The sequence below is a fragment of the Pseudomonas sp. GW821-FHT09E12 genome (assembly GCF_059416085.1).
The window spans coordinates 221,530-243,100 of record NZ_JBWKOM010000012.1 but is presented as its reverse complement, the minus strand read 5'-3'; the positions used below and the strand labels follow the sequence as shown (position 1 = coordinate 243,100).

At 63.9% G+C, this 21,571-nt stretch carries 19 protein-coding genes; 11 read left to right on the top strand and 8 right to left on the bottom strand.

Translation table 11 applies throughout. The annotated features are described in order from the left end of the window. Positions 1-194 precede the first annotated feature (194 nt). The 3 genes from AC07PQ_RS29210 to AC07PQ_RS29200 are packed head-to-tail and all read left to right on the top strand — an operon-like array spanning position 195 to position 3,760. Positions 195-854: a paraquat-inducible protein A gene (locus AC07PQ_RS29210; RefSeq protein WP_007930123.1), complete on the top strand. Its 660-nt coding sequence runs from the start codon at positions 195-197 to the stop codon at positions 852-854. Further along, complete coding sequence (locus AC07PQ_RS29205; RefSeq protein ID WP_493186670.1) at positions 841-1,464, top strand: paraquat-inducible protein A; 624 nt, start codon at positions 841-843, stop codon at positions 1,462-1,464. Before AC07PQ_RS29210 ends, AC07PQ_RS29205 begins: the two co-directional genes overlap by 14 nt. Next, complete coding sequence (locus AC07PQ_RS29200; RefSeq protein ID WP_492570692.1) at positions 1,457-3,760, top strand: PqiB family protein; 2,304 nt, start codon at positions 1,457-1,459, stop codon at positions 3,758-3,760. Before AC07PQ_RS29205 ends, AC07PQ_RS29200 begins: the two co-directional genes overlap by 8 nt. Before the next feature lie 62 nt (positions 3,761-3,822). Here the strand turns inward: AC07PQ_RS29200 and mksF are convergent, their stop codons facing one another. Genes mksF through mksB form a run of 3 tightly spaced genes read right to left on the bottom strand, consistent with a single transcriptional unit; the run spans position 3,823 to position 8,637 of the window. Continuing rightward, positions 3,823-6,666, bottom strand: coding sequence for an Mks condensin complex protein MksF (gene mksF, locus AC07PQ_RS29195; RefSeq protein ID WP_007930131.1), 2,844 nt, complete (start codon positions 6,664-6,666; stop codon positions 3,823-3,825). Further along, the gene (gene mksE / locus AC07PQ_RS29190; protein ID WP_007930132.1) at positions 6,663-7,367 is read right to left on the bottom strand and encodes an Mks condensin complex protein MksE; all 705 of its coding nucleotides are present in this window, start codon (positions 7,365-7,367) and stop codon (positions 6,663-6,665) included. The genes mksF and mksE overlap by 4 nt, the downstream gene beginning before the upstream one ends. Beyond that, on the bottom strand, positions 7,357-8,637 hold the full coding sequence (mksB, locus tag AC07PQ_RS29185) for an Mks condensin complex protein MksB (protein WP_007930135.1): 1,281 nt from the start codon (positions 8,635-8,637) through the stop codon (positions 7,357-7,359). The genes mksE and mksB overlap by 11 nt, the downstream gene beginning before the upstream one ends. Before the next feature lie 180 nt (positions 8,638-8,817). On the opposite strand from mksB, the gene AC07PQ_RS29180 reads away from it, so the two are divergent. Both AC07PQ_RS29180 and rimI read left to right on the top strand, forming a co-directional pair. Continuing rightward, on the top strand, positions 8,818-9,603 hold the full coding sequence (locus AC07PQ_RS29180; RefSeq protein WP_053262659.1) for a hypothetical protein: 786 nt from the start codon (positions 8,818-8,820) through the stop codon (positions 9,601-9,603). Next, complete coding sequence (gene rimI, locus AC07PQ_RS29175; RefSeq protein WP_493186669.1) at positions 9,596-10,048, top strand: ribosomal protein S18-alanine N-acetyltransferase; 453 nt, start codon at positions 9,596-9,598, stop codon at positions 10,046-10,048. The genes AC07PQ_RS29180 and rimI overlap by 8 nt, the downstream gene beginning before the upstream one ends. A gap of 109 nt (positions 10,049-10,157) precedes the next feature. Here the strand turns inward: rimI and AC07PQ_RS29170 are convergent, their stop codons facing one another. Further along, entirely contained in the window at positions 10,158-10,553 is a 396-nt protein-coding gene (locus tag AC07PQ_RS29170; RefSeq protein WP_007930138.1) for a hypothetical protein, read from the bottom strand. Between the two features lie 150 nt (positions 10,554-10,703). On the opposite strand from AC07PQ_RS29170, the gene can reads away from it, so the two are divergent. Next, the gene (can, locus tag AC07PQ_RS29165; RefSeq protein WP_007930139.1) at positions 10,704-11,348 is read left to right on the top strand and encodes a carbonate dehydratase; all 645 of its coding nucleotides are present in this window, start codon (positions 10,704-10,706) and stop codon (positions 11,346-11,348) included. Between the two features lie 102 nt (positions 11,349-11,450). Here can and AC07PQ_RS29160 read toward each other — a convergent pair whose 3' ends face one another. From AC07PQ_RS29160 to AC07PQ_RS29150, 3 genes are all read right to left on the bottom strand, one after another. Continuing rightward, entirely contained in the window at positions 11,451-12,647 is a 1,197-nt protein-coding gene (locus tag AC07PQ_RS29160; RefSeq protein ID WP_493186668.1) for a hypothetical protein, read from the bottom strand. Positions 12,648-12,787: 140 nt separating this feature from the next. Further along, on the bottom strand, positions 12,788-14,488 hold the full coding sequence (locus tag AC07PQ_RS29155) for an acid phosphatase (RefSeq protein WP_493186667.1): 1,701 nt from the start codon (positions 14,486-14,488) through the stop codon (positions 12,788-12,790). 270 nt (positions 14,489-14,758) lie between these two features. After that, positions 14,759-16,177, bottom strand: a complete 1,419-nt coding sequence (locus AC07PQ_RS29150) for a short-chain fatty acid transporter (RefSeq protein ID WP_007930148.1) — start codon at positions 16,175-16,177, stop codon at positions 14,759-14,761. Between the two features lie 114 nt (positions 16,178-16,291). Between AC07PQ_RS29150 and AC07PQ_RS29145 the strand changes: the two genes are divergently transcribed. Both AC07PQ_RS29145 and AC07PQ_RS29140 read left to right on the top strand, forming a co-directional pair. Next, entirely contained in the window at positions 16,292-16,525 is a 234-nt protein-coding gene (locus AC07PQ_RS29145) for a hypothetical protein (protein WP_007930149.1), read from the top strand. Positions 16,526-16,529: 4 nt separating this feature from the next. Beyond that, positions 16,530-17,912: an aminotransferase-like domain-containing protein gene (locus AC07PQ_RS29140; protein ID WP_493186666.1), complete on the top strand. Its 1,383-nt coding sequence runs from the start codon at positions 16,530-16,532 to the stop codon at positions 17,910-17,912. Here the strand turns inward: AC07PQ_RS29140 and panB are convergent. Continuing rightward, positions 17,900-18,715 (bottom strand): 3-methyl-2-oxobutanoate hydroxymethyltransferase, encoded by an 816-nt coding sequence (panB, locus tag AC07PQ_RS29135; RefSeq protein ID WP_493186665.1) that lies wholly within the window; start codon positions 18,713-18,715, stop codon positions 17,900-17,902. The two genes, AC07PQ_RS29140 and panB, sit on opposite strands and share 13 nt — an antisense overlap. A gap of 170 nt (positions 18,716-18,885) precedes the next feature. Here panB and AC07PQ_RS29130 point away from each other — a divergent pair, with 170 nt between their 5' ends. The 3 genes from AC07PQ_RS29130 (at position 18,886) to pseH (ending at position 21,557) form a co-directional block, all read left to right on the top strand. Continuing rightward, positions 18,886-20,208 carry an MFS transporter gene (locus AC07PQ_RS29130; protein WP_007930155.1) on the top strand — a complete coding sequence of 441 codons (1,323 nt, stop codon included), beginning with the start codon at positions 18,886-18,888 and terminating at the stop codon, positions 20,206-20,208. A gap of 216 nt (positions 20,209-20,424) precedes the next feature. Further along, positions 20,425-20,946: a hypothetical protein gene (locus AC07PQ_RS29125; protein WP_493186664.1), complete on the top strand. Its 522-nt coding sequence runs from the start codon at positions 20,425-20,427 to the stop codon at positions 20,944-20,946. Positions 20,947-21,008: 62 nt separating this feature from the next. Next, positions 21,009-21,557 carry a UDP-4-amino-4,6-dideoxy-N-acetyl-beta-L-altrosamine N-acetyltransferase gene (pseH, locus tag AC07PQ_RS29120; protein ID WP_007930162.1) on the top strand — a complete coding sequence of 183 codons (549 nt, stop codon included), beginning with the start codon at positions 21,009-21,011 and terminating at the stop codon, positions 21,555-21,557. The last annotated feature ends 14 nt before the right edge of the window (positions 21,558-21,571 follow it).

Sequence of the window (21,571 nt, the reverse complement as noted above, 5' to 3'; positions counted from 1 at the left end):
GATGGTAGTGTGGGGTTTCCCCATGTGAGAGTAGGTCATCGTCAAGATTAAATTCCGAAACCCCAATTGCGAAAGCAGTTGGGGTTTTGTTTTTGCGCGTAGAAAACGGTTCTTATCTCCAAACAATTTTGCACAGTTATTTTCGGGACGGACCTCTAGAATAGCTTCACGCCTTTTCAGAGCCAGAGCCTTGTATGTCAGATACGGTTGACGCCCCCGGGCTGTCGGAGTTGCCGCTGGACGATCTGGTGGCCTGCCACGAATGCGACTTGCTGATGCGCAAGCCAGAGCTGGTCCACGGAGAAAAAGCCCAGTGCCCCCGTTGTGGTTACGAGCTATATGCACACCGCCATAACGTCGTGGATCGCAGCTTGGCATTGGTTATTGCCGCGCTACTGCTCTATGTCCCCGCGAACTTTTTACCCATCATGCAGCTCAATCTACTCGGACAATCCTCTGAGGACACCGTGTGGAGCGGTGTTATCGGTTTGTTCAATACCGATATGCAAGGCGTGGCGGTGGTGGTGTTTCTCTGCAGCATGGGCATTCCATTGCTCAAGCTGGTCTGCCAGTTGCTCGTGCTCCTGAGCATTCGCCTGGACATAGGTCGCAGTTACGGCCTGTTGCTGTACCGCATTTATCACCACTTGCGGGACTGGGGCATGCTCGAGGTCTACCTGATGGGGGTATTGGTCGCCATCGTCAAGCTGGCGGACCTGGCTGCCATGACGGTCGGCCTGGGGTTGGTGTGTTTTGTCAGCCTGTTATTGGTTCAGGTATGGCTGGAGGTGGTCATGTCGCCGCATCAGATATGGGATGCCCTGGCCGGGGAGGATGCGCATGCGGGCGATTGATGCGGGCATTCTGGTCTGTAATGAATGCCACGAGCTGAACAGGCAGGAACCCAATACCGATGAGCAGACCTGCACTCGTTGCGGGGCCCTGGTGCATGCTCGTCGCCCCAACAGCATCATGCGTACCTGGGCACTGCTGATTACCGCGGCGATCCTGTACATCCCGGCCAATGTACTGCCGATCATGACGGTCACGTCACTCGGCCAGGGTGACCCCAGCACCATCATGTCGGGGGTGATCGTACTGGTGCAGCACGGCATGATCCCGATTGCGGCGGTGGTGTTCATCGCCAGTATCCTGGTGCCCACCTTCAAGCTGGTGGGGATTGCCCTGTTGCTGTTCTCGGTCCAGCGCCACCAGCCGTTATCGGCGCGGCAACGCATTTGGATGTACCGCTTTATCGAGTTCATCGGCCGCTGGTCGATGCTGGATATCTTTGTGATCGCCATCCTGGTGGCGGTGGTGAACTTCGGTCGGCTTGCCAGTATCGAGGCCAATCTCGGTGCAGTGGCCTTTGCCGGCGTGGTGATTCTGACGATGCTCGCCGCAGTAACTTTTGATCCCCGACTGATCTGGGATAACACGGAGTCGGACGACGACAATGAGTGATTTGCCTAAAGCTAAAACCCGTCCGGCTTCGAACTGGTCGGCCATCTGGGTCCTGCCCCTGATCGCGTTGCTGATTGGCGGATGGTTGGGCTGGCGTGCCTACAGTCAGACCGGTATCGAGGTCCAGGTGCGCTTTGAAAGCGGCGAGGGTATCCAGGCCAACAAGACCGAGGTGGTCTACAAAGGGATGTCGGTGGGCAAGGTCAAGGCCCTGGCCCTGGACGACGAAGGCAACACCAGAGGGGTGATTGCCACTGTCGAGATGAACAAGGACGTCCAGCAATACCTGAAGAGCAGCACACGCTTCTGGCTGGTCAAGCCGAGCGTGACCCTGGCCGGGATCACCGGGCTGGAGACGCTGGTTTCAGGTAACTACATTGCTATCAGCCCGGGAGAGGGCGAGCCTGCGCGCAAGTTCAAGGCGCTGGTCGAAGAACCACCGTTATCGGACGCCAAGCCGGGCTTGCACTTGACCATCAAGGCGGATCGCCTGGGATCGTTGAACCGCGGCAGCCCGGTGTTCTACAAGCAGATCCAGGTGGGGCAGGTGAAAAGCTACCTGCTCTCCGAAGACCAGAACACGGTGGAGATCAAAGTCTTTATCGAGCCGACCTACGCCAACCTGGTGCGCAAACATACGCGTTTCTGGAACGCCAGCGGCATCAGCATCGACGCCAACCTGTCCGGTGTGAAAGTGCGTAGCGAATCCCTGGCCAGCATCGTCGCCGGCGGTATCGCCTTTGCTACCCCGGAGAATCGCCGGGACAGCCCGCCAACCGACCCGACCCTGCCGTTCCGTCTCTACGAGGACTTCGACGCGGCGCAGGCGGGCATCCGGGTCAAGGTCAAACTGAGTGATTTCGAAGGGCTCCAGGCAGGCCGCACGCCGGTCATGTACAAGGGGATTCAGGTCGGTAACCTCAAGGCCCTCAAGGTCGACCCGGATCTGTCCAGCGCCACGGCGGAGCTGACCCTGGACCCTTTGGCCGAGGATTACCTGGTGCAAGGCACCCAGTTCTGGGTGGTCAAGCCTTCGATCTCCCTGGCGGGTATCACCGGTCTGGAAGCCCTGGTCAAAGGCAACTACATTGCGGTGCGCCCAGGTGACAAGGGCGGTGCTCCGCAACGCGAATTCGAGGCGCGGCCCAAGGCGCCGCCGCTGGACCTGCGCTCCCCTGGCCTGCACCTGGTGCTGTTCACCGAAAACCTCGGTTCGCTGGAGGTGGGCAGCCCGATTCTGTACAAGCAGGTCAAGGTCGGCTCGGTGCAGAGCTACCAGTTTTCGCGGACCCGCAAGCAGTTGGTCATCGGCGTGCACATCGAGAAGGAATACGAAGGGCTGGTGAACGGCTCGACGCGCTTCTGGAATGCCAGCGGTGTCACCTTGACCGGTGGCCTGACCGGCGGCATCCAGGTCAAGAGCGAGTCGTTGCAAAGCCTGATGGCCGGCGGTATCGCCTTCGACACGCCGGAACCCAACGTGCCGCTGAAAAAGCGCATCCCACGTTTCCGCTTGTATGCCGACAAGGAGCAGGCGACACAGAAGGGCACGCTGATCAGCATCAAGGTCGATCGCGCCGATGGCCTGCGTCCGGGTACGCCTATCCGCTTCAAGGGGCTGGATGTCGGCAAGGTCGAAGACGTCGACCTGAGCGGCGATCTGCAGTCGGTGCTGCTCAAGGCTCGGATCACCGAGGTGCCGGAGCGAATCGCGCGGGTCGGCAGCCAGTTCTGGGTGGTCAAGCCGGAGCTTGGCTTGATCAAGACCGCCAACCTGGAAACCCTGGTGACCGGACAGTACATCGAGGTGCAGCCGGCGGCGAAGAACCTCGGCGCGCAAACCAGCTTTGTCGCCTTGCCCCAGCCACCGGAAACCGCGGTCGCCGAGGCCGGCCTGAGCCTGGTGCTGAGCGCGGCGCGGCGCGGCTCGCTGAAGGTCGGCGTGCCGGTGACTTACCGCGAGGTAACGGTGGGCAAGGTCACGGGCTACGAACTGGGCCAGACTGCCGACCGGGTGTTGATCCATATCCTGATCGAGCCGAAGTACGCGCCGCTGGTGCGTGGCGGTACGCGTTTCTGGAACAGCAGTGGGTTCGGTATCGACATCGGCCTGTTCAAGGGCGCAACCGTCCGCACCGAGTCGCTGGAGACCCTGATCCAGGGCGGCATCGCCTTTGCCACGCCGGATGGCGAGCGCATGGGCAACCCGGCACGGCCGGAACAGACCTTCCCGTTGTTCGACAAGTTCGAGGACGAATGGCTGACCTGGGCACCGAAAATCCCCCTGGGCAAATAACCCAGAAAACAAAAAGGCCGTGATCGAAAGATCACGGCCTTTTTGTTTTACGGCTTTGGCGGTTACACCTCGTCCAGCTCCGCTTCGGCTTCTGGCTCGACGTTCAGGGTGGCCTTGACCTGATCGTGACGGCGGATGTACTTCCAGTCCGCCTCGTCGATGTAGATACCGTTCGGGCCGCTGCCGCCTTCCAGGTCGATGGCGACCTGGGCCGACACCTGCGGCTTCACACTGGCCAGGATCGGCACGAAGCCCAGTTGCAGGCTGGTTTCCAGCAGCGCTGCCTGGTTCTTCTCGTCGATGTCCGCAGCCTCGTCGAGGTAGTACGGCAGGCGGATGCGCCCGGCCTGCTCGCGGTCCATCAAGTGCAGCAACAGGTACATGTTGGTCAGCGCCTTGATGGTCATGGTGGTGCCGTTGGACGCCGCGCCATCGATATCGGTGTGGATCACCGGCTGGCCATTGACCTTGGTGATCTCGAACGCCAGCTCGAACAGGTCTTTCAGACCCAGTTGGTTATGGTTGGCCGCTACCAGGCGGGCCAGGTATTCCTTGGCCTCTTCGTTCTTGCTGTCCTGTTCGGCGCTCTGGCTCAGGTCGAACACCGACAGGGTCTCGCCTTCTTCGTACTGGCCGGCGCTGTGGATGATCTGGTCGATGTGCTTGAGGGCTTCCTTGTTCGGCGCGAGCACGATGCGGAAGCTCTGCAGGTTGGACACCTGGCGTTTGTTGATCTCGCGGTTGAACAGCGCCAACTGATGCTCGAGGCTGTCGTAGTCGCTGCGGATGTTGCGCAGGGTCCGGGCGATGTCGGTGACGGCCGCGCGACGCGCCTTGCCCAGGGTCAGGGCTTCGTCGGTACGGTGCGCATAGGCGTTGATCAGCAATTGCAGGCGACGCTCCATGTCGTCTTCGCTGTCGAACTTGGCCACGCCCTTGAGGCGCACCTGAGCGTACAGCGCCTCGATCTGGCCATCGACCCGCTGCAGACCTTGCCAGCTGTCCTGATAGTCGTTGAGCAGGGGCAGCAGGTTGTCCATGGAGTCGTCCACCGGCTCCATGAATGGCGTGCCGAACGGCAGGTCCGCCGGCAACAGCTGGCGACGGCGCAGGGCGTCGTCGAGGGTGCGTTGCTTGGCTTCCATGTCGCCGATCTGCCGGCCCACGAGCTGCAGCTTGGCCGACAGTTGCTGGACGCGTTCGGTGAAGGCGTCGCTGGAACGCTTGAGTTCGTCCTGGGCGGCTTCCATCTGCGCCAGCTGTTCCAGCTTTTCGCCTTCCTCGGCGCTCAGGGTCTGCGCGCGGCGGAAATCTTCCAGGGCTTTCTGCGCATCCAGCACCTGCTGGTACAGCGCTTCGGTCTGGGTCTTGCTCGCGGCGCGGTCGGCGGCCACTGCGGCCTGGGTTTTCAGCTGCTTGAGTTCTTTGTCCAGGCGCTCTTTCTGGTCGCGCAATGCCGCGCGATCCGCCAGGGCCTGCAAGGCCGGCGGCTCGATGTGGGAAATGTCGATGGACAGCCCCGGCACTTCGAAGCGCTCGCCCTTGAAGCCATCGAGGATCAGCTCCACGGACTTGACCCAGTCGCCGTTCTCGTCCAAGGCAATGCCATGTTCGCCCAGCGGCAGGCTGAACAACTGGCTGTTGAACAGGCGCATCAGGCGCTCGACGTCCTGTTGCGAGAATTCCTCGCGCAGGCGCGCATAGCTGTTGTTGTCGGCGTTATCGAGCTGCTGCTTGACCGACTTCAGGCGTTTTTCCAGATCCCGCAGGCGCTCTTCCAGGTCCTCGGCGGAGAACTGCCGGGACTGGGCCAGGGCGCCGGCCAGTTCGTCGTGGGCATCCTTGGCCGCCAGCAGTTGCTGCTCCAGGACCTTGACATCGTCCACCAGGGCGAAACGATGCTTGAGCACCGAGAGCTCGCCGAGCCAGCGCTGGGTGCCGGTGATTTCCCGCTCCAGGCGCATCATTTCCTGGGTGCTGCTGCGCTGGTCGTTCTGCAGTGCGTCCTGCTCGTTGCGGTAGTGCTCGGCCTGGATGGTCAGCTCTTCCTTGCGCGCGCTGGCGTAGTCGGACCAGGTGCCCAGCAGCGAATCAAGCAGCGGCGACAGGCGATGCAGTTTGCCGCGCAGGATGTCGCGCTGTGTCACGCCGTTGGCCAGGGCTTCCACCAGGGGACCCGCGGCCACCAGCGAGTTGTAGTCCTGCTCCATGCGGCGCACGTCGCGGAAGGCATCTTCGCAGGCGGCGATGTAGTCGACGCTGCCGGAACGCAGGCTGTGCTCGAAGGCATCGAGGAACAGCTGCTTGAGCTTGGCCGCGGTGATTTCGCGCATGTGCAGCAGGTTGATGAACAGCGCGCGGAAGGTCTTCAGGCTCTGCTCGCTGGTGGAGCGCAGCGGGATCAGGGTCAGGTCCAGCGGAATCGAGGTATGCCCGCCCACCAGCAGGCGACGCAGTTCGTCCGGCTTGAGTTCATAGGCCTTCAGGCCCTGGCGCTCGAGGTTGGTGAACAGCTCTTTCTGCCGCAGGCAAGTGTCGTCTTTCTGGTAGTGCGCAAGGTCCAGCGAGCCGGCATAGGCGAAGAACTGGTGACCGAAACTGCCGCCCGGACCGCGCCCGGCCACGCCGATCACATGCGGGCCATGGGGCAGGGACACTTCCACCAGGATGTAGCTGGTATCGGTGGCGAAGTAGAAACGCCGCGACTGTTCCAGGCTGTACTTGCCGAAGCTCATGTCCGACATGCGCGCCAGGATCGGGAATTGCAGAGCGTTGATCGAAGCGGACTTGCCCAGGTTGTTCGCGCCGTAGACCGACAGCGGCTCTTCCAGCGGGAACAGGCCCAGGCTGTAGCCGGCGGTGTTCAAAAGGGCAAAGCGGCGGATGCCGTAGCGTTCCTTGCTCATGCGTCGAGCTCCTGTTCTTCGGCAATGGCGCGGGCCAGTGCGTCTTCTTCACTTTCCGATTCGACGAATTCGCTGAGGTCCAGCGGGTCGTCGGTCTGCAGCAGTTTTTCGTCGCTGTCTTCGTCGATCAGCACCGGCGTCGGCAACGGCAGCACACTATGCAGGCTGGCGGCCAGGTCACGGTCCTGCTGCACCGACAGGCACACATCGAGGAAGCGGTGCATCGGCGGCAGGAAGCGGTAGATGCCCGGCTCCTCGCCGGCAAAGCCCAGTTGGGTCATGCGGCGCATGATTTTTTCTTCCAGTTCTTCATGGGTCTGCACTTCGGCCTGGATGAACAGGTCGCGGTACTTCTCCAGCAGCGACGGCAGTTCGTCGCGGCCGAGGCTGCCGCCGTCGAGCACGGCGACCGGGTCGCGGCCCTGGTCGGCCAGGTGCTCCACCAGGATGAAGGTGAACAGCGCCAGGCGCTGGGCGGTCTTGTTCACCTGGGCGGCGGCGTTCTCCGGCACGAAGTAGTAGAAGCCACGGGTGTCGCATACCAGTTCGAAGCCCAGGGCCTTGAACAGGGTGCGGTACTGGTCCTGGAAGTTCGACAGCTGGGAGTACAGCTCCGGGTCGCGGCGGCTGACGTGATAACCCTTGAACAGCTCGCGAAAGATCGGCGCCAGCTGGGACAGTTCGGAAAGATCAAGATGCATGTGGAGTGCTCGCAGAATTCTCAGCGGCGTCATCGCGGGCCGAGAGCAGGGCGAAGGAGCGCAGGCTGACCTGGTGCTCGTGGGTGTGGTAGTCGCGGCGTTCCAGACGCTCGCGCTTGAAGCGTTTTTCCCGCGACAGGCGGGAGAACCAGTACAGCAACTCGTCGGTGGCACCGTCCGGTTCCTGCTCCAGCAGCCAGGTCATCAGGTCCGGCATCGGCAGGGCGTCTTCGCAGCGGTCGAGCATCTCGCGGACCGTGCGTGGCGCCCGTGGCGCATTACCACCCTTGTGGGTCTTGTGCGCCTTGGGGAAGCGCGTCGGCTTCGGCTCGAAGCTGGCCAGGGCATAGACATAGGCCTCGACCTGGCCGGAGCTGCCGAGGAAGGTGCTTTGCGGACGGGTGAACAGTGGCATGGCCGCTTGCGGCACGGCGTCGATGCCCTTGCGCCGGATGGCCGACAGCGCCAGGGCCGCGCCGCGGGTCACGGCGTTGTGCCGGCGGGCTTCTTCACGCAGCGGCAGCAGCAGTTCCCGGGCGTGACGCAGGGTCAGCTGGGCGCTGGTCTGCATTTCCAGGATCCGCGCGTGGGTGCGCAGCAGCATGTCGTCGTCCACCAGGTGGCCCAGGCGCTGCTGTTCGGTGAGCATGCGCAGCAGGACGTTCTCGACCTTGCGCACGCCTTGCTCGAAGGCGCCGTCGGCGTTCACCAGCTGGATCATCGGCTCGACGTATTCGTCCCAGGTGGCCAGTACCTCGGCGTACCGCTGGCGCAGGGGAATCTGCCGGTCGCTGGTCTTGGCCCGATCGGCGACGGCCACCAGGGCCTGTTCGTCGTTGGCGAGCTTCTTCAATACATCGCGCACGCGCATGTCCAGCAACCGCAGCTGGCGGGCCAGGTCATGGCCGTCGCGGATGTCGAAGGCGTCCTGGATGTAACCGGCCAGGCGTTCGAGGTGGCGCAGGTAAGCTTCGATTTCCAGGCACAGGCCCAGGCGGTGCTCGCGCCGCAGGTAGGCGAGGAAGTCATGGATCTGTGCGTTGAGCTCGAAACGGTTCGGGCTTTTCGCCACCGGAACCAGGATATCCAGGCGGATCCACACATCCAGCAGGCTGGTAATGTCCTGTGGCGTACTGTCAATTTGCTGGGTGGCCAGCTGTGAACGCAGTTCGGCGAGGCTCAGGGTGCCTTGGTCGAAGTGCTCGCACAGTGGCTCCAGAAGTGCCCAGTGTTCGGCGAGGGCGCGCAACACGCGCTTGGGTTCGATCATCGGAATGGCCGGCTGGTTGGCAATGAAAAGCAGCGATTGTACTGCATCGGAAGGCTGACGATTCACCCCTCGGTCTTGTCATGGGCTGGACCGGTGTTTTTGTGACGAATCAACTGCGGGCGATCTTCGGCGAAGGACGGTAGAATCCCCCCACTTCAGTTATCCACAAGTGGCCGACCTTTGCTTATCGAGTCCCGCCGTCGCGCTTATCTGTCCGCCATGCAGGTGGTCAGCTGGCTGCCGCGCACCGAATTGCCCTTTGCGGCGCCGTCCCGTCCCGAGTTGCTGGTGATTGCCGAGCCCGTGGTCGAGGCCCCGGCAGCCCCTGCACCTGTGGCCAAAACGGTTGCCGAGCCTGTGGCCAAGCCTGCCGAACGGCCGAAAATCGAAGTGCCGCGTCCCGCCGGCGCTGCCGTTCGTCCGGTCAGCAAGCCCGTGGTCGATGCCGAGGAGGCCCCGGCGCCGGTCAAGGCCCCGCCTGTGCCGCCACCGCGTTTCGCCCTGCAATTGCTGCGCGCCGGTCGTTGCCTGCTGCTGGTGGAGTTACCCACAGGCGAAGCCTTCCAGAGCCGCGACCCGGCCTATCTGCTGCTCAAGGACATGCTGCGCGCCGCCGGCCTGCCGGACAGCCCGCAGATCCTCGCCGAGCCGGTGCGCTGGCCGATGCTGACCCGCGGCAATCTCGACCAGGGGCCGGACGCGGCGCGGGATTTCGTCCAGGCCTTTGTCGGGGCGCGCGTCGAAGAAGAACCTTGTGTCTGCCTGTGGCTGATCGGCCTGCCGGCGGTGCGTTTCGCGGGCGAGGCTGATGCGCAGTCCTACAACCGTGAACTCCAGGTCGAAGGCCTGGGCTCGGCCTGGGCGCTGCCTGGGCTGGAACTATTAATGGAAGAGCCACAGCGTAAGGCTGATGTCTGGCAAGCCATGCGTCGGCTGATGGCGCGTTGGAAAAGTAGCAATGAGTGACGCTTTATCGTTCCGCCAGGCCACCGAGGCGGATCTGGATGCCATCCTGAAAGTCGAATACGCGGCGTTCAGCCATCCCTGGACCCGCGGCATTTTCACCGATGCCCTGAAATCCTATGAAGTCTGGCTGATGTTCGAAGGCAGCCAGCAAGTCGGCCACGGCGTGATCCAGGTGATCATCGACGAAGCCCACCTGCTCAATATCACCGTCAAGCCGGAAAACCAGGGCCGTGGCCTGGGCCTGCGCCTGCTGGAAGAGTTGATGAAGCGCGCCTACCAGAAAGACGCGCGCGAATGCTTCCTCGAAGTGCGCTCCAGCAACCAGACCGCCTACCGTCTGTACGAACGCTACGGTTTCAACGAGGTTGGCCGCCGCCGCGATTACTATCCGGCGACAGGCGGGCGCGAAGATGCGCTGGTGATGGCCTGTACCCTGGTCGATTGACGGCGTATCGAGCCGCTATCGTAGGAGCGAGGCTTGCCCGCGATAGCGCTGTGTCAGGCAAACCGCTATCGCGGGCAAGCCTCGCTCCTACAGTTGTTAAAGGCAGGTATCAGCGTTTGCCATCCAGTGGGTCGCGCTGGGCCAGTTCGGCTTCGTCCAGGCCATTGCCGCCGCCGATATCGTTTTCATCGACAATGCTCAGGTCCCAGTCGGCCGGCTGGTCTTCACCGGCTTCATGGGCGGAGCGGGCGCCGTCTTCGCGGATCAGGTTTTCCGGGGTCAGCTCATCGTCGTTGGGCTCATCCTCGGCGTTGCCGGTCAGGCTGGAGCCATGGATGTGCCTGTGGGGAGTACGATGCTCCACAGGGCTGGAAGCAGGGTCGCCGACCCTGGCGCCGGGTTCTTCTTCATCGAAATCCAGCTCTTCCATGGAACCCATGCGGTCTTCGTTGTCGTCGATGGGCTCGGGCTGAGGCGCGCCATAGGGACGTCGTGATTCAGTCATGACGGTTGCTCATACTTTTGGGCTTAAAGAGTGGACCCACCAGACCCGGCAAGATTCAAAGGGGTGGATAAGCGGTATCTGCATAGACGCGCGTGACCCCGATAGACAGTCGTCTGTCATAGCAACGCATCAATCCTGAGGTTTCACAGCATGAACGAACTACAAGACCTGATTGATAACAACGAGCGTTGGGCCGAAGCGATCAAGCAGGAAGATCCTGAATTCTTCTCCAAGCTGGCCCGCCAGCAGACGCCGGAATACCTGTGGATCGGCTGTTCGGACGCCCGTGTACCGGCCAACGAGATCGTCGGCATGCTTCCCGGAGATCTGTTCGTACACCGCAACGTGGCCAACGTGGTGCTGCACACCGACCTCAATTGCCTGTCGGTGATCCAGTACGCGGTGGACGTGCTCAAGGTCAAACACATCCTGGTCACCGGTCACTATGGCTGTGGCGGCGTGCGCGCCTCGATGCAGGATCGCCAGTTGGGCCTGATCGACGGCTGGCTGCGCTCGATTCGCGACCTGTACTACGAACATCGCGAAGTCCTGGGGCAACTGGCCACCGAGGAAGAACGGGTTGACCGCCTCTGCGAGCTGAACGTGATCCAGCAAGTGGCCAACGTCGGCCACACCAGCATTGTGCAAAACGCCTGGCATCGTGGGCAGAGCCTGTCGATCCACGGTTGCATCTATGGCATCAAGGACGGTCGCTGGAAGAGCCTGAACGCCACCATCAGTGGCTTTGAGCAGCTGCCGCCGCAGTACCGCCTGCGTCCGGTCGGGGCGCTCTGAGGCGCTGAAAACCCATCGCGAGCAAGCTCGCTCCTACGGGCGATGTACCGTTCTTAGGAGCGAGCTTGCTCGCGATGGGATGTAGCTGTTACCGCTTGTCCGTCAGATATGCGGCGGTACTTCGGCACTCATCGACGGTGCCGGCGCCTTCAGCTGCTTCAGCTGGGTCTGTACCGGCTCGCTGGTGCACTTGGCCTGGGCCTGCTCCGGCGTCAGCTTGCGGATCGAGGTGTAGAACAGGGCGCAGGTCTGCTCTTTGTTGGTCACCTGCCAGTTCTGCGTGCAGCTTTTGAGCTGCACTGTCGGGTCGCTGCCCGGCTTGCTGCCCATCCCGGCCTGCCAGCAGGCCGCGCTCAGATCCTGCCCCATCACCTTCAAACCGGCCGCGTCGGCCTTGGCCTCGTCGCCGTCGTAGTTCTCCGGATCCGCCGCGTACCAGATGTAACTCGGGTGGTTGGAGCCCAGCACCGGCACCTTCAGGCCCGCGCTCGGGCTGATCTGCGCCAGGCCCAGCACGTTCACGGTCGGGCCGTACTGCTGCTTGATCCAGTTACGCACCGGCGCGCCGAAGGCCACCATTGGCAGGGCGGCACCGCTGGCACTCTGGCTGATCTGCTTGACCATGGTGGTCTGGTAGTCCTGGAAGTAGCCGTAGACGCCTTCCAGGTCCTTGCCGGCAGTGGCCGGGGCGGCGATCGGCGCAATGTCGATGATGGTCTGATAGCCCGGCGTCTGCTCGGTTGGAATGCCATTGGTGGTGAGCAGGGTGGCCCAGCGGTCGGTGGTGGCCGATTTCAGGTAGTCCTGGGCTTGAGTCAGCGAGTAGTCCGGCGGGAAGTGCAGCAGTTCGACGCTCTTGCGGTTTTCCAGGGCCATGCCCAGGGGCAGGAACAGGTACCAGCTGTAGGTCCATTTGCCGTCGCTGTTGAGTTTGCTGGCGCCCTTGTAGGCCAGGTCGCCGGCATCCAGCAGGGCGGTCAGCGGCTTGCCATAGTCCTTCGGAACACCACTGATGTTGGCGTACAGCTGGTTGTTATCGGTCTTCACCTTGACCTTGGCGGTGCTGTAGCCATCGCGCTTCACGCTTTGGGTCAGGTAATGCTCGACGGTCTGTTCCAGCGTCCAGTTGCGAAAACAGATCACGTTGCAGTTGTTGGGGTAGGAGAAGAGTTGGGTGACGCGCTGGGTGTTGCCCAGCTTCAGATCGACGTTGGCCTGGGCCATGGTACTTAAGGTCAGGCTGCTGAGGCCGCCCAGGGTCAGGGCGGCGAGGGGGAGGGACAGTCTTGCGAGTTTCATGCTTGGCTCCTTGTCAGCGTTGGCCTCGTCTGGGCGAGGTAAGTTCCGTACTGAAACAGTAGCGGGTGACAAGGAAAAGGGTGGAATAAATCTTTATTTTGCACCCGCAAACGGCCGCCCGGGCGGCCGCTGCCGTCGGTTCAGGCCGGGAAGTGCAGGGCATTGCTCAGGTCGCCCATGGGCGCCTGCCCCCGGGCGATCATCGTCGCGTCCCGTTGCTTGAGGCCGTCGAGCGGTTCCAGCTGGAACACCCGGGTGATCAGCCGCAGGATCGACGCGGTGTCGTACACCGTATGGTCTACCGTGCCCTTGCGGGCGAACGGTGACACCACCAGCGCCGGGATGCGTGTCCCCGGCCCCCAACGGTCGCCCTTGGGCGGGGCGACGTGGTCCCACCAGCCGCCGTTCTCATCGACCGTGACGATCACCACCATGTTCTGCCACTGCGGGCTTTCGCGCAGCACCTTCAGGGCTCGCACGATATGCCGGTCGCCCGCGGCCACATCGGCATAACCGGCGTGCATGTTGAGGTTGCCCTGGGGCTTGTAGAACGCCACCGGCGGCAACTTGCCGGCCTCGGCATCGGCGAGGAAGCGGTTGCTGCTCGACTCATCGCCCAGGCCCGCATCGCGCAGGTGATGGCTGCGTTCGTTGGGATGCTCGGGACCGAACTGCGCAAAGTAGTTGAACGGCTGGTGGTGGTACTGGAAGTTGGGGATCTTCGGAATCCCCGCCGAATCCTTGTAGGCGTCCAGCGTGACCTGCCAGGCGCCAGCGTACCAGGCCCAGTCGATGTCCTTGCGCGAGAGCTTGTCGCCGATGGTGTCGTGGCGCTGCGGTACCAGCACATTGGGCAGGTCGGCCTTGGCATAGGCCGGGCGCTGCGGGTCGCGGATCCAGGTCGGCCAGTAGGGCGGGGCCATGGTATTGACCGCGTAGCCGTCCGGGGTCAGCAGGCTCGGGCCGAATTGCGGCGGGCCGCTCATGGCGCTGGCCGGGGATTGTTCCAGCGGCTTGAGACGGCTGTCGAGCGGGTCGTCGCTCTGCAGGGTGGCGATCTGCGGCCTGGCCACCGAATTGGCCGCATCCGGATAAAACGGCACCGCGGCGCTGATCAGGTACTGGTGGTTGAGAAACGAGCCGCCGAAGGTGCCCTGGAAGAAGTTGTCGCACAGCACGAATTCCCGGGCCACATCCCACAGGCGCAGCTCATAGCGGCTCTGGGCGTAATACCCCATGGGCAGGCCGCCGGCGTCGGCCCAGGCGACGAAACCATCGTTCTTGCCGCCGTTGATCTGCATCTGGTTCTGGTAGAACACGTGCCACAGGTCGCGGGTGACCAGGCCCAGGGGCAGGTCTTGGCCATCGGGGCCCTTGAGGGCGAAGGGCGCGTTGGGCAGGTGCTCCTGGTACTGGGTGCCGACCGGGTAGGTCACGCCATCCAGGGCCTGGGGCCCGACCTGGGCGACGCCACCCCAGACCGGCGGCAGGGCCGGCAACAGGCTGCCGTCACGGTCGCGTTGCTGATAGTCGGCGGGCTTGAGGGCCGAGAGCGGTTTTTCCAGCCCCGGGAAGTCGGCGAACAGGTTGTTGAAGCTGCGGTTCTCGGCATAGATCACCACCACGTTCTTCACGTTGTCGCGCAGCGCCCGGTCCAGTTCGGCCGGCGACAGCGGGTGCTCCACCGGCTTGCCCGGCTCCGGGTCGTTGTGGCCGCAGGCGCTGAGCGTCGCGCCGACACCCAGCACCGCCACGCCGCCGAGAAAACGCCGGCGGCTGGTGTCGGTGGGGGGCTCCGTGGCCTTGGAATGTTCTGGGTCTTTCGAGTGTTCGTCGCTCATGCCGGGTCCCTGATTACCTTTCGATCAATTCGTAACAAAGTATTTCGGCTGCACGGTAGCAACCGAATATGACGGAAAGACTACAGAAAAGGCTCTGGGACGGGGCTTAGAAGATAGTAGGGGGAGGCTGGAAAGGATGTAGGGCTGCTTCTGCAGGAGCGGCCGGTCGACGCTCGATTGCCCGCGATGACGGCATGGCAGGCACCCTCGGCCTGGCGGCCGATCGCGAGCAGACTCGCTCCTACAGGGGAGCGAGTCTCTGGCAACAGATTACGGCGCCACGGGCGGCATATAGCTCAAGGTGGTGCCCAGTGCCCACAGCAGCACCAGCACCAGCGGTGCGTGGACCAGCAACTGGACGAAGGAGAAGCCGATCAGGTCCCGCGCCTTGAGCCCCAGCACCCCCAGCAGCGGCAGCATGTAGAAGGGGTTGATCAGGTTCGGCAGTGCCTCGGCGGCGTTGTAGATCTGCACCGCCCAGCCCAGGTGGTATTGCAGGTCATTGGCCACCTGCATCACGTAGGGCGCCTCGATGATCCACTTGCCGCCGCCCGACGGAATGAAGAAGCCCAGCACTGCCGAGTAGACCCCCATCAGCAGCGCGTAGGTGTCGTGGGAGGCGATCTGCACGAAGAAGGTCGAGATATGGTGGGCCAGGGTCTGGCCGTCGACGCCCTTGACCACCGTCAGCAAGGCCGCGATGGAACCGTACAGCGGGAACTGGATCAGCACCCCGGTGGTGGTCGGCACGGCGCGGGCCACCGCTTCGAGGAAGCTGCGCGGGCGCCAGTGCAGCAGCGCGCCGAGCATCAGGAACAGAAAGTTATAGGTGTTGAGCCCGGAAATCGCGGTGATCGCCGGCTTGGTGGCGAACTCATGGTAGAGCCAGCCGGCTGCCAGCAAGGCCAACAGGATGGTCAGCAGCGGGCTGTATTCCAGCCACTCGCCGGGGCGGGTGCGCGGTTGTGGCTTGGGCATGCTGAAGCTCGGGTCGATGCCGCAGGCCTTGGCGTCGCGCGCCGAGTTCGGGCCGGGCGCGGTGGCATAGGCGATGACCAGCGAGACCACGATCAAGGCCAGCAGCAACACGCCGGACTGCCAGAGAAAGATGGTCTGGGTGAACGGAATTACCCCGGTGATCGACAGGATCGACGGCGGCAGGCTGCCCGGGTTGGCCTGCAATTGCGCGGCCGAGGACGACAGGCCCAGGGCCCAGACCGCGCCCAGGCCCAGGTAGGCCGCGGCCCCGGCGGCGCGGTAGTCCATGCGCAGCTCGGTACGCCGGGCCAGGGCCCGCACCAGCAAGCCGCCGAACACTAGCGACAGGCCCCAGTTGAGCAAGGAGGCGACCATGGAGATCAGCGCGACCCAGGCCACGGCGGAACGGCCGTTCTTCGGGATGCGCGCCAGTTTGTCGATCAGCTTCACCGCCGGCGGCGAGCTGGCGACCACATAACCGCCGATGACCACGAAGGCCATCTGCATGGTGAAGGGGATCAGGCTCCAGAAACCGTCGCCGAAGGCCATGGCGGTGTCGGTGGGCTTGGCGCCCATGGCCATGGTGGCGAGGGCGACGATGATCACCGCCAGCGCGGCGAACACCCAGGAGTCGGGGAACCAGCGCTCGGCCCAGTTCGAGCAGCGCAGGGCAAAACGGGCGGAACGGCTGTCTTCAATGTCTGTGGACACGTCGATACCTCAAGTCTTTTTATGATTGTCAGGAGGTCGGTCGCCTCAGGCTGGGGCGATCGAGAACTGTGCAAGAATGCGGCAATTGGTAACCACTGCAAAGGATTGACGTACATGCCATTCCCGCTCGAAGAACGCCAGGCGCTGCTCAAGCTCAAGGGTGTCGGCGAAACCGTGGTCGCCCGCCTCGAGCAACTGGGCATCGATTCCCTAGCCCAACTGGCCCGGGCCAATGCCCTGGAGATCGTCACCCAGGCCTCGGCCCTGGTCGGCTCCAGCTGCTGGAAAAACAGCCCCCAGGCCCGCGCGGCGATCCAGGCGGCGATTGCCCTGGCCAAGGACGCCTGAAGCGGTGAGCCGCGAAACGCCTTTCGCCTATCAGGCGGTCTACCGCTACCTGGTGGAGTGGTTGGACGGCGCCAGCGCGGCCGAGCAGCGCCTGCCGTCATTGCGCGCCCTGGCCCAGCGCCTCAAGGTCTCGGTTTCCACCACCAAGTACGCCTACGGCTTGCTCGAGGATGAAGGGCGGATCTATGCCCGGCCCAAGCAGGGCTACTTCAGCCGCCCCGTGCCGGCGCCAGGGCTGGCGCCGGATACGGAGTTGCTGGACAGGGTCTATGCCTACGCCCGCCAGCCCGGAATGCTGGCGCTGTGCAGCGACGCTCCGGCGATGCTGCTGTCGCTGGACAATCCCCTGTTGACCGCCGAGCGCGAGCTGGTACGCCAGTACCCACGCTCCCAGGCACCGCTGTACCAGCCGTTTGGCGAGGCGGAGCTGCGCACGGCGCTGGCCGAGCGCTACACCCGCTCGACCACGGATTACTGGCAGGCCGAGCAGGTGTTTCTCGGCACGGATTTGCGCGCGGTGCTGGCATTGTCGCTGGATGCCCTGGAGCTGAACGGCAGCGTCGCCCTGGTGGAGTCGCCTTGTTCCTGGGCGATCCTGCGGCAATTGCAGGCGGCGAAGATCCGCGTGATCGAGCTGCCGCTGGACGCCGCAGGACGCTTCGATCGCCAGCGCCTGCATGAGGTGCTGCAACGCGAACCGGTGCGCCTGGCGCTGCTGTCTTCGACCCTGAGCGCGCCCCACGGCAGCCTGATGCCTGCGGCGGACAAACGGCAGCTGTGCCGCTGGCTGGGGGAGCGCGGTATCTGGCTGTTGGAAAATGACAGCTATGGCGAGTTCTGCTTTACACCGGCGCCGGCGCGGTATCGCGATTACGCCGATCCCGAGCGGCTGCTGGTGTTTTCCACCTTCGACAAAGTCATCGGTTCCGAGGCGCCCTTCAGCTATGTGCTGTGCCGTGGCCAGGGCGCGCGCTTGCAGCGGCACTTTCTCGAGCGCGCGTTCCGCCTGTCACCGATCCGCCAGAAGGCCGTGGCCAAACTGCTGGGCAGCGGCCGGGTCGATCAGCACCTGGTTCAGTTGCGCGGCCTGCTGCGCGAACGCATGGGCCAGCTGCAGGCGCTGCTGGCCGAACATGCCGCCGAGCGGTTGCGGGTGGTTACCCCGGCCGGGGGCGCGACCCTGTGGGCCGAGGCCACGCGCCCGGTGGAGATGCTTCAGGTCTATGAGCAATTGCTGGGGCAGGGCATCGTCATCGCCCCGGGGCAGATGTTCAGCCAGCAAGGCCTGTGGCGCCATCACCTGCGCCTGAGCTTCACCCTCGACTGGCGCCAGGACATCGCCGGCGCCGTGCAACGCCTGGCCCGGGCCATCGATCAGACGCCGTAGCAGTGCCGCGCCTCGGGGAAGCGGCCATCGCGCACCTCGGCGGCGAACCGCTCGCAGGCCTGGCTGATCAGCGCCCCGACATCGGCGTACTGTTTGACGAAGCGCGGCACCTGGGGCCCGCCCAGGCCCAGCAGGTCCTCGGTCACCAGCACCTGGCCGTCGCAGGCGGGGGAGGCGCCGATGCCGATGGTCGGCATCGCCGAGAAGTCGCTGATACGCCGCGCGAGGTTTTCCGCCACCCCTTCCAGCAGCAGGCTGAACGCCCCGGCTTCGAGATGGGCGCGGGCATCGGCCTCGATGGCCTGGGCTGTGGCGTCGTTCAGGCCCTGAGCCTTGAAGCCGCCCATGACATTCACGTATTGGGGCATCAGGCCGATATGGGCCATAACCGGAATCCCGCGCTGCACCAGGAACTCCACGGTCGGCGCCAGGGCCAGCCCGCCTTCGAGCTTGAGCGCGTCACAGCCGGTGCGCGCCAGCACCTCGGCGCAATTGCGGTAGGCCTGTTGCGGCGATTCCTGATAACTGCCGAACGGCATGTCGGCGATCACGCAGGCCAGCCGGGTGCTGGCGACCACGGCGCGGGTGTGGCCGATGATCTCTTCCAGGCTCATGTCCAGGGTCGAGGTGCGGCCGTAGCCGACCATGGCCGTGGAGTCGCCGATCAGCACGAAATCGACGAACGGGTCCATCAGCCGCGCCATGTGGCTGGTGTAGGCGGTCAGGGAGACGATCTTCTGCTGGCCTTTCATGGCCACCAGTTGCGGCACGGTCAGGCGTTTGCTGCGGGTATGGATGCTCATGGCGGCTTTCCTGTTGCGGGTGGGAAAGTCGCCGATTATTGGCGTCCGCAGCGCCGATTCAATGCACAGGAAAAGCCTAAAAACCGACCCAGAAGGGTGTTGCGGTTGTCCCTCGCGGCGTTTGCGTAGACCATGGGCGCCTTGAATTGTGCCCAACACCGAGTGGCTTTATGTCCTTTTCCCCTGACGCGCGGCCGGCGCCGTTTTCCCGGTCCGACTACAAGACCCTGGGCCTGGCGGCACTGGGCGGCGCCCTGGAAATCTACGATTTCATCATCTTCGTGTTTTTCGCCCTGACCCTGAGCCAGCTGTTCTTCCCGCCGGAAATGCCCGAGTGGCTGCGGCTGTTGCAGAGCTTCGGGATCTTCGTCACCGGCTACCTGGCGCGGCCGCTGGGCGGCATTCTCATGGCGCACTTCGCCGACCGCCTGGGGCGCAAGAAGGTGTTCAGCCTGAGCATCCTGATGATGGCCCTGCCGTGCCTGCTGATCGGCATCATGCCGACCTACGCGCAGATCGGTTATTTCGCGCCGCTGTTGCTGCTGGCGCTGCGGGTGCTGCAAGGTGCGGCGGTGGGCGGTGAAGTGCCGAGCGCCTGGGTGTTTGTCGCCGAGCACGCACCGGCCGGCCATCGCGGTTACGCCCTGGGCTTTCTGCAGGCCGGGCTGACCTTCGGCTACCTGATCGGCGCGCTGACCGCGACCCTGCTGGCGCAACTCTTCACCCCGGCGGAAATCCTCGATCACGCCTGGCGTTATCCGTTCCTGCTCGGTGGAGTGTTCGGCGTGATCGGCGTCTGGCTGCGCCGCTGGCTCAGCGAAACCCCAGTGTTCATGGCCATGCAGGAACAGCGCGACAGCGCCGTCGAACTGCCGTTGCGCACCGTGCTGCGCGAGCATCGCCTGGCCCTGTTGCCGGCGGCGATTCTCACCTGCGTGCTGACCTCGGCGGTGGTGGTGTTCGTGGTCATCACCCCGACCATGATGCAGAAAACCTTCGGCATGAGCGCCAGCCACACCTTCGCCCTGAGCAGCCTGGGCATCGTGTTCCTGAATATCGGTTGCGTGCTGGCCGGGCTGATCGTCGATCGCATCGGCGCCTGGCGCACGGTGATGCTCTACAGCCTGCTGCTGCCGCTGGGCATCGGCCTGCTTTATGGCTGCCTGATCAGCGGCGGCGCCTGGGTCGGCCTGGCCTACGCCATCGCCGGCCTTGGCTGTGGCGTGGTGGGCGCGGTGCCGTCGGTGATGGTCGGCTTGTTCCCGGCGCGGATTCGCGTCTCCGGCATTTCCTTTACCTACAACATCGCCTACGCGCTGTGGGCGAGCACCACGCCTTTGCTGCTGATCGGCCTGATGCCCTGGAGCCCGTGGATCTGCGTGATCTATTGCGCGGTGATGGGCGCGGTCGGGGTGGTCAGCGCGGGGTACTTCGGTACGCGCATGCCGAGGCTGGCAGGCAGTGGGGCGCCTGGGGTCTGTGCCGGGTCCTGAGACTCTTTCGCGAGCAAGCGAGCGCTCCCACAGGGTAAAAATTTTCACCTCCGGAAATACCTGCAGGCGCCGGCGCGCGCGGGCTAGAGCCTTCGCCGCCAGCCTGCTGTTTAGCCCGGCCAATACCGTTGAATGTTGTGCTTAGCCAAGGCCCATTTACCCGCTAATCTCTCGAAAAAAAACGCGCGGTCCACGCGCCAGTTTTCGGGAGCTGCCTTGATCCGGTCCGTCCTGCGTTCCCTGCGTGATTTCTCCACGCTGCCCCCGCTGCTGCAGGCGGCGTGGTTGTCCTTTGCCATTGGCTTGTTCATGACCCTGCTTCATCTGTGGATCTTCAACCTTGTCGACTATGGGCTGGACGGTGCCAGCGTCGAATCCCTCAGCGGCAAGGTGCTGTATGCCGACCGTGGCGGGATGCTGATAGAGGACGCGGAGAGTGGCGAATACACCCGGCTCAAGGTGGTTCGTGGCATCAGCTATCTGAACGTCGGCCATGACCAGATCCTGGGGCGCACCCTGAGCTTCACCCACCTGCGCGATGCGGTGCTGAGCTGCACCCTCGATGGCCAGGAGCTGTGCATCGCGCAATGCGCCAACGCCATGGAGTGCCTGGACAGCCGCCGCGAGCGCGAGACGCCGCAGGGCATATTGATCGTAGCGTTCGGCACCAGCCTGGTGTGCCTGGGCCTGCATGTGCTGCGCCGGCGCAAGCCCGCGTCGGGTAGCGGGATCTTTTGAATTGCCGCCGGGCACCGTTGCCCCTAGGCTGTGCGGCATCCGTTTCAGACCAGGAGCCCCGCATGCAGGTCGTGCCGATACTCGAGACTTGTGCACAGGTGCAGGCGCGCGTGCGCGAGCTGCGCAACCAGCCGGACGTGCGCAAGTACATGTACACCTCCCACGAGATTTCCGAGGCCGAGCACCGTGCCTGGCTCGACTCGCTGGCGGGCAATCCGCGGCAGTCGGTGTTCGTGGTGCTGCAAGAGGGAATCGCCTGTGGCGTGGTGTCGCTGAACGCGATCAATGCCCTGCACAAGAGCGCCGACTGGGCCTTCTACCTGGACAGCGGCTTGCAGGGCAAGGGCCTGGGCAGCCAGCTGGAATTCTGGCTGCTCGACCATGCCTTCGGCGCGGCCGGCCTTGCGAAGCTCAACTGCGAGGTGCTGGCGCTGAACCAGGCGGTGATCCGCCTGCACCAGAAGTTCGGTTTCACCCTCGAGGGCGTGCGCCGGCAGAACGTCGAGAAGGACGGCCAGCGCATCGACGTGGTGCTGCTCGGCATCACCCGCGAGGAATGGGCCGCCCGGCGCCCGGATATGCTCGCGGTGATGGCGCGCCTGGGGCGCTGAAAGCCGTCACCCAT

Excerpts from the sequence above, each read along its gene's own strand:
- AC07PQ_RS29210 (WP_007930123.1), top strand. The coding sequence starts at position 195 with ATGTCAGATACGGTTGACGCCCCCGGGCTGTCGGAGTTGCCGCTGGAC.
- AC07PQ_RS29205 (WP_493186670.1), top strand. The coding sequence starts at position 841 with ATGCGGGCGATTGATGCGGGCATTCTGGTCTGTAATGAATGCCACGAG.
- AC07PQ_RS29200 (WP_492570692.1), top strand. The coding sequence starts at position 1,457 with ATGAGTGATTTGCCTAAAGCTAAAACCCGTCCGGCTTCGAACTGGTCG.
- mksF (WP_007930131.1), bottom strand. The coding sequence starts at position 6,666 with ATGAGCAAGGAACGCTACGGCATCCGCCGCTTTGCCCTTTTGAACACC.
- mksE (WP_007930132.1), bottom strand. The coding sequence starts at position 7,367 with ATGCATCTTGATCTTTCCGAACTGTCCCAGCTGGCGCCGATCTTTCGC.
- mksB (WP_007930135.1), bottom strand. The coding sequence starts at position 8,637 with ATGATCGAACCCAAGCGCGTGTTGCGCGCCCTCGCCGAACACTGGGCA.
- rimI (WP_493186669.1), top strand. The coding sequence starts at position 9,596 with ATGAGTGACGCTTTATCGTTCCGCCAGGCCACCGAGGCGGATCTGGAT.
- AC07PQ_RS29170 (WP_007930138.1), bottom strand. The coding sequence starts at position 10,553 with ATGACTGAATCACGACGTCCCTATGGCGCGCCTCAGCCCGAGCCCATC.
- can (WP_007930139.1), top strand. The coding sequence starts at position 10,704 with ATGAACGAACTACAAGACCTGATTGATAACAACGAGCGTTGGGCCGAA.
- AC07PQ_RS29160 (WP_493186668.1), bottom strand. The coding sequence starts at position 12,647 with ATGAAACTCGCAAGACTGTCCCTCCCCCTCGCCGCCCTGACCCTGGGC.
- AC07PQ_RS29155 (WP_493186667.1), bottom strand. The coding sequence starts at position 14,488 with ATGAGCGACGAACACTCGAAAGACCCAGAACATTCCAAGGCCACGGAG.
- AC07PQ_RS29145 (WP_007930149.1), top strand. The coding sequence starts at position 16,292 with ATGCCATTCCCGCTCGAAGAACGCCAGGCGCTGCTCAAGCTCAAGGGT.
- panB (WP_493186665.1), bottom strand. The coding sequence starts at position 18,715 with ATGAGCATCCATACCCGCAGCAAACGCCTGACCGTGCCGCAACTGGTG.
- AC07PQ_RS29130 (WP_007930155.1), top strand. The coding sequence starts at position 18,886 with ATGTCCTTTTCCCCTGACGCGCGGCCGGCGCCGTTTTCCCGGTCCGAC.
- pseH (WP_007930162.1), top strand. The coding sequence starts at position 21,009 with ATGCAGGTCGTGCCGATACTCGAGACTTGTGCACAGGTGCAGGCGCGC.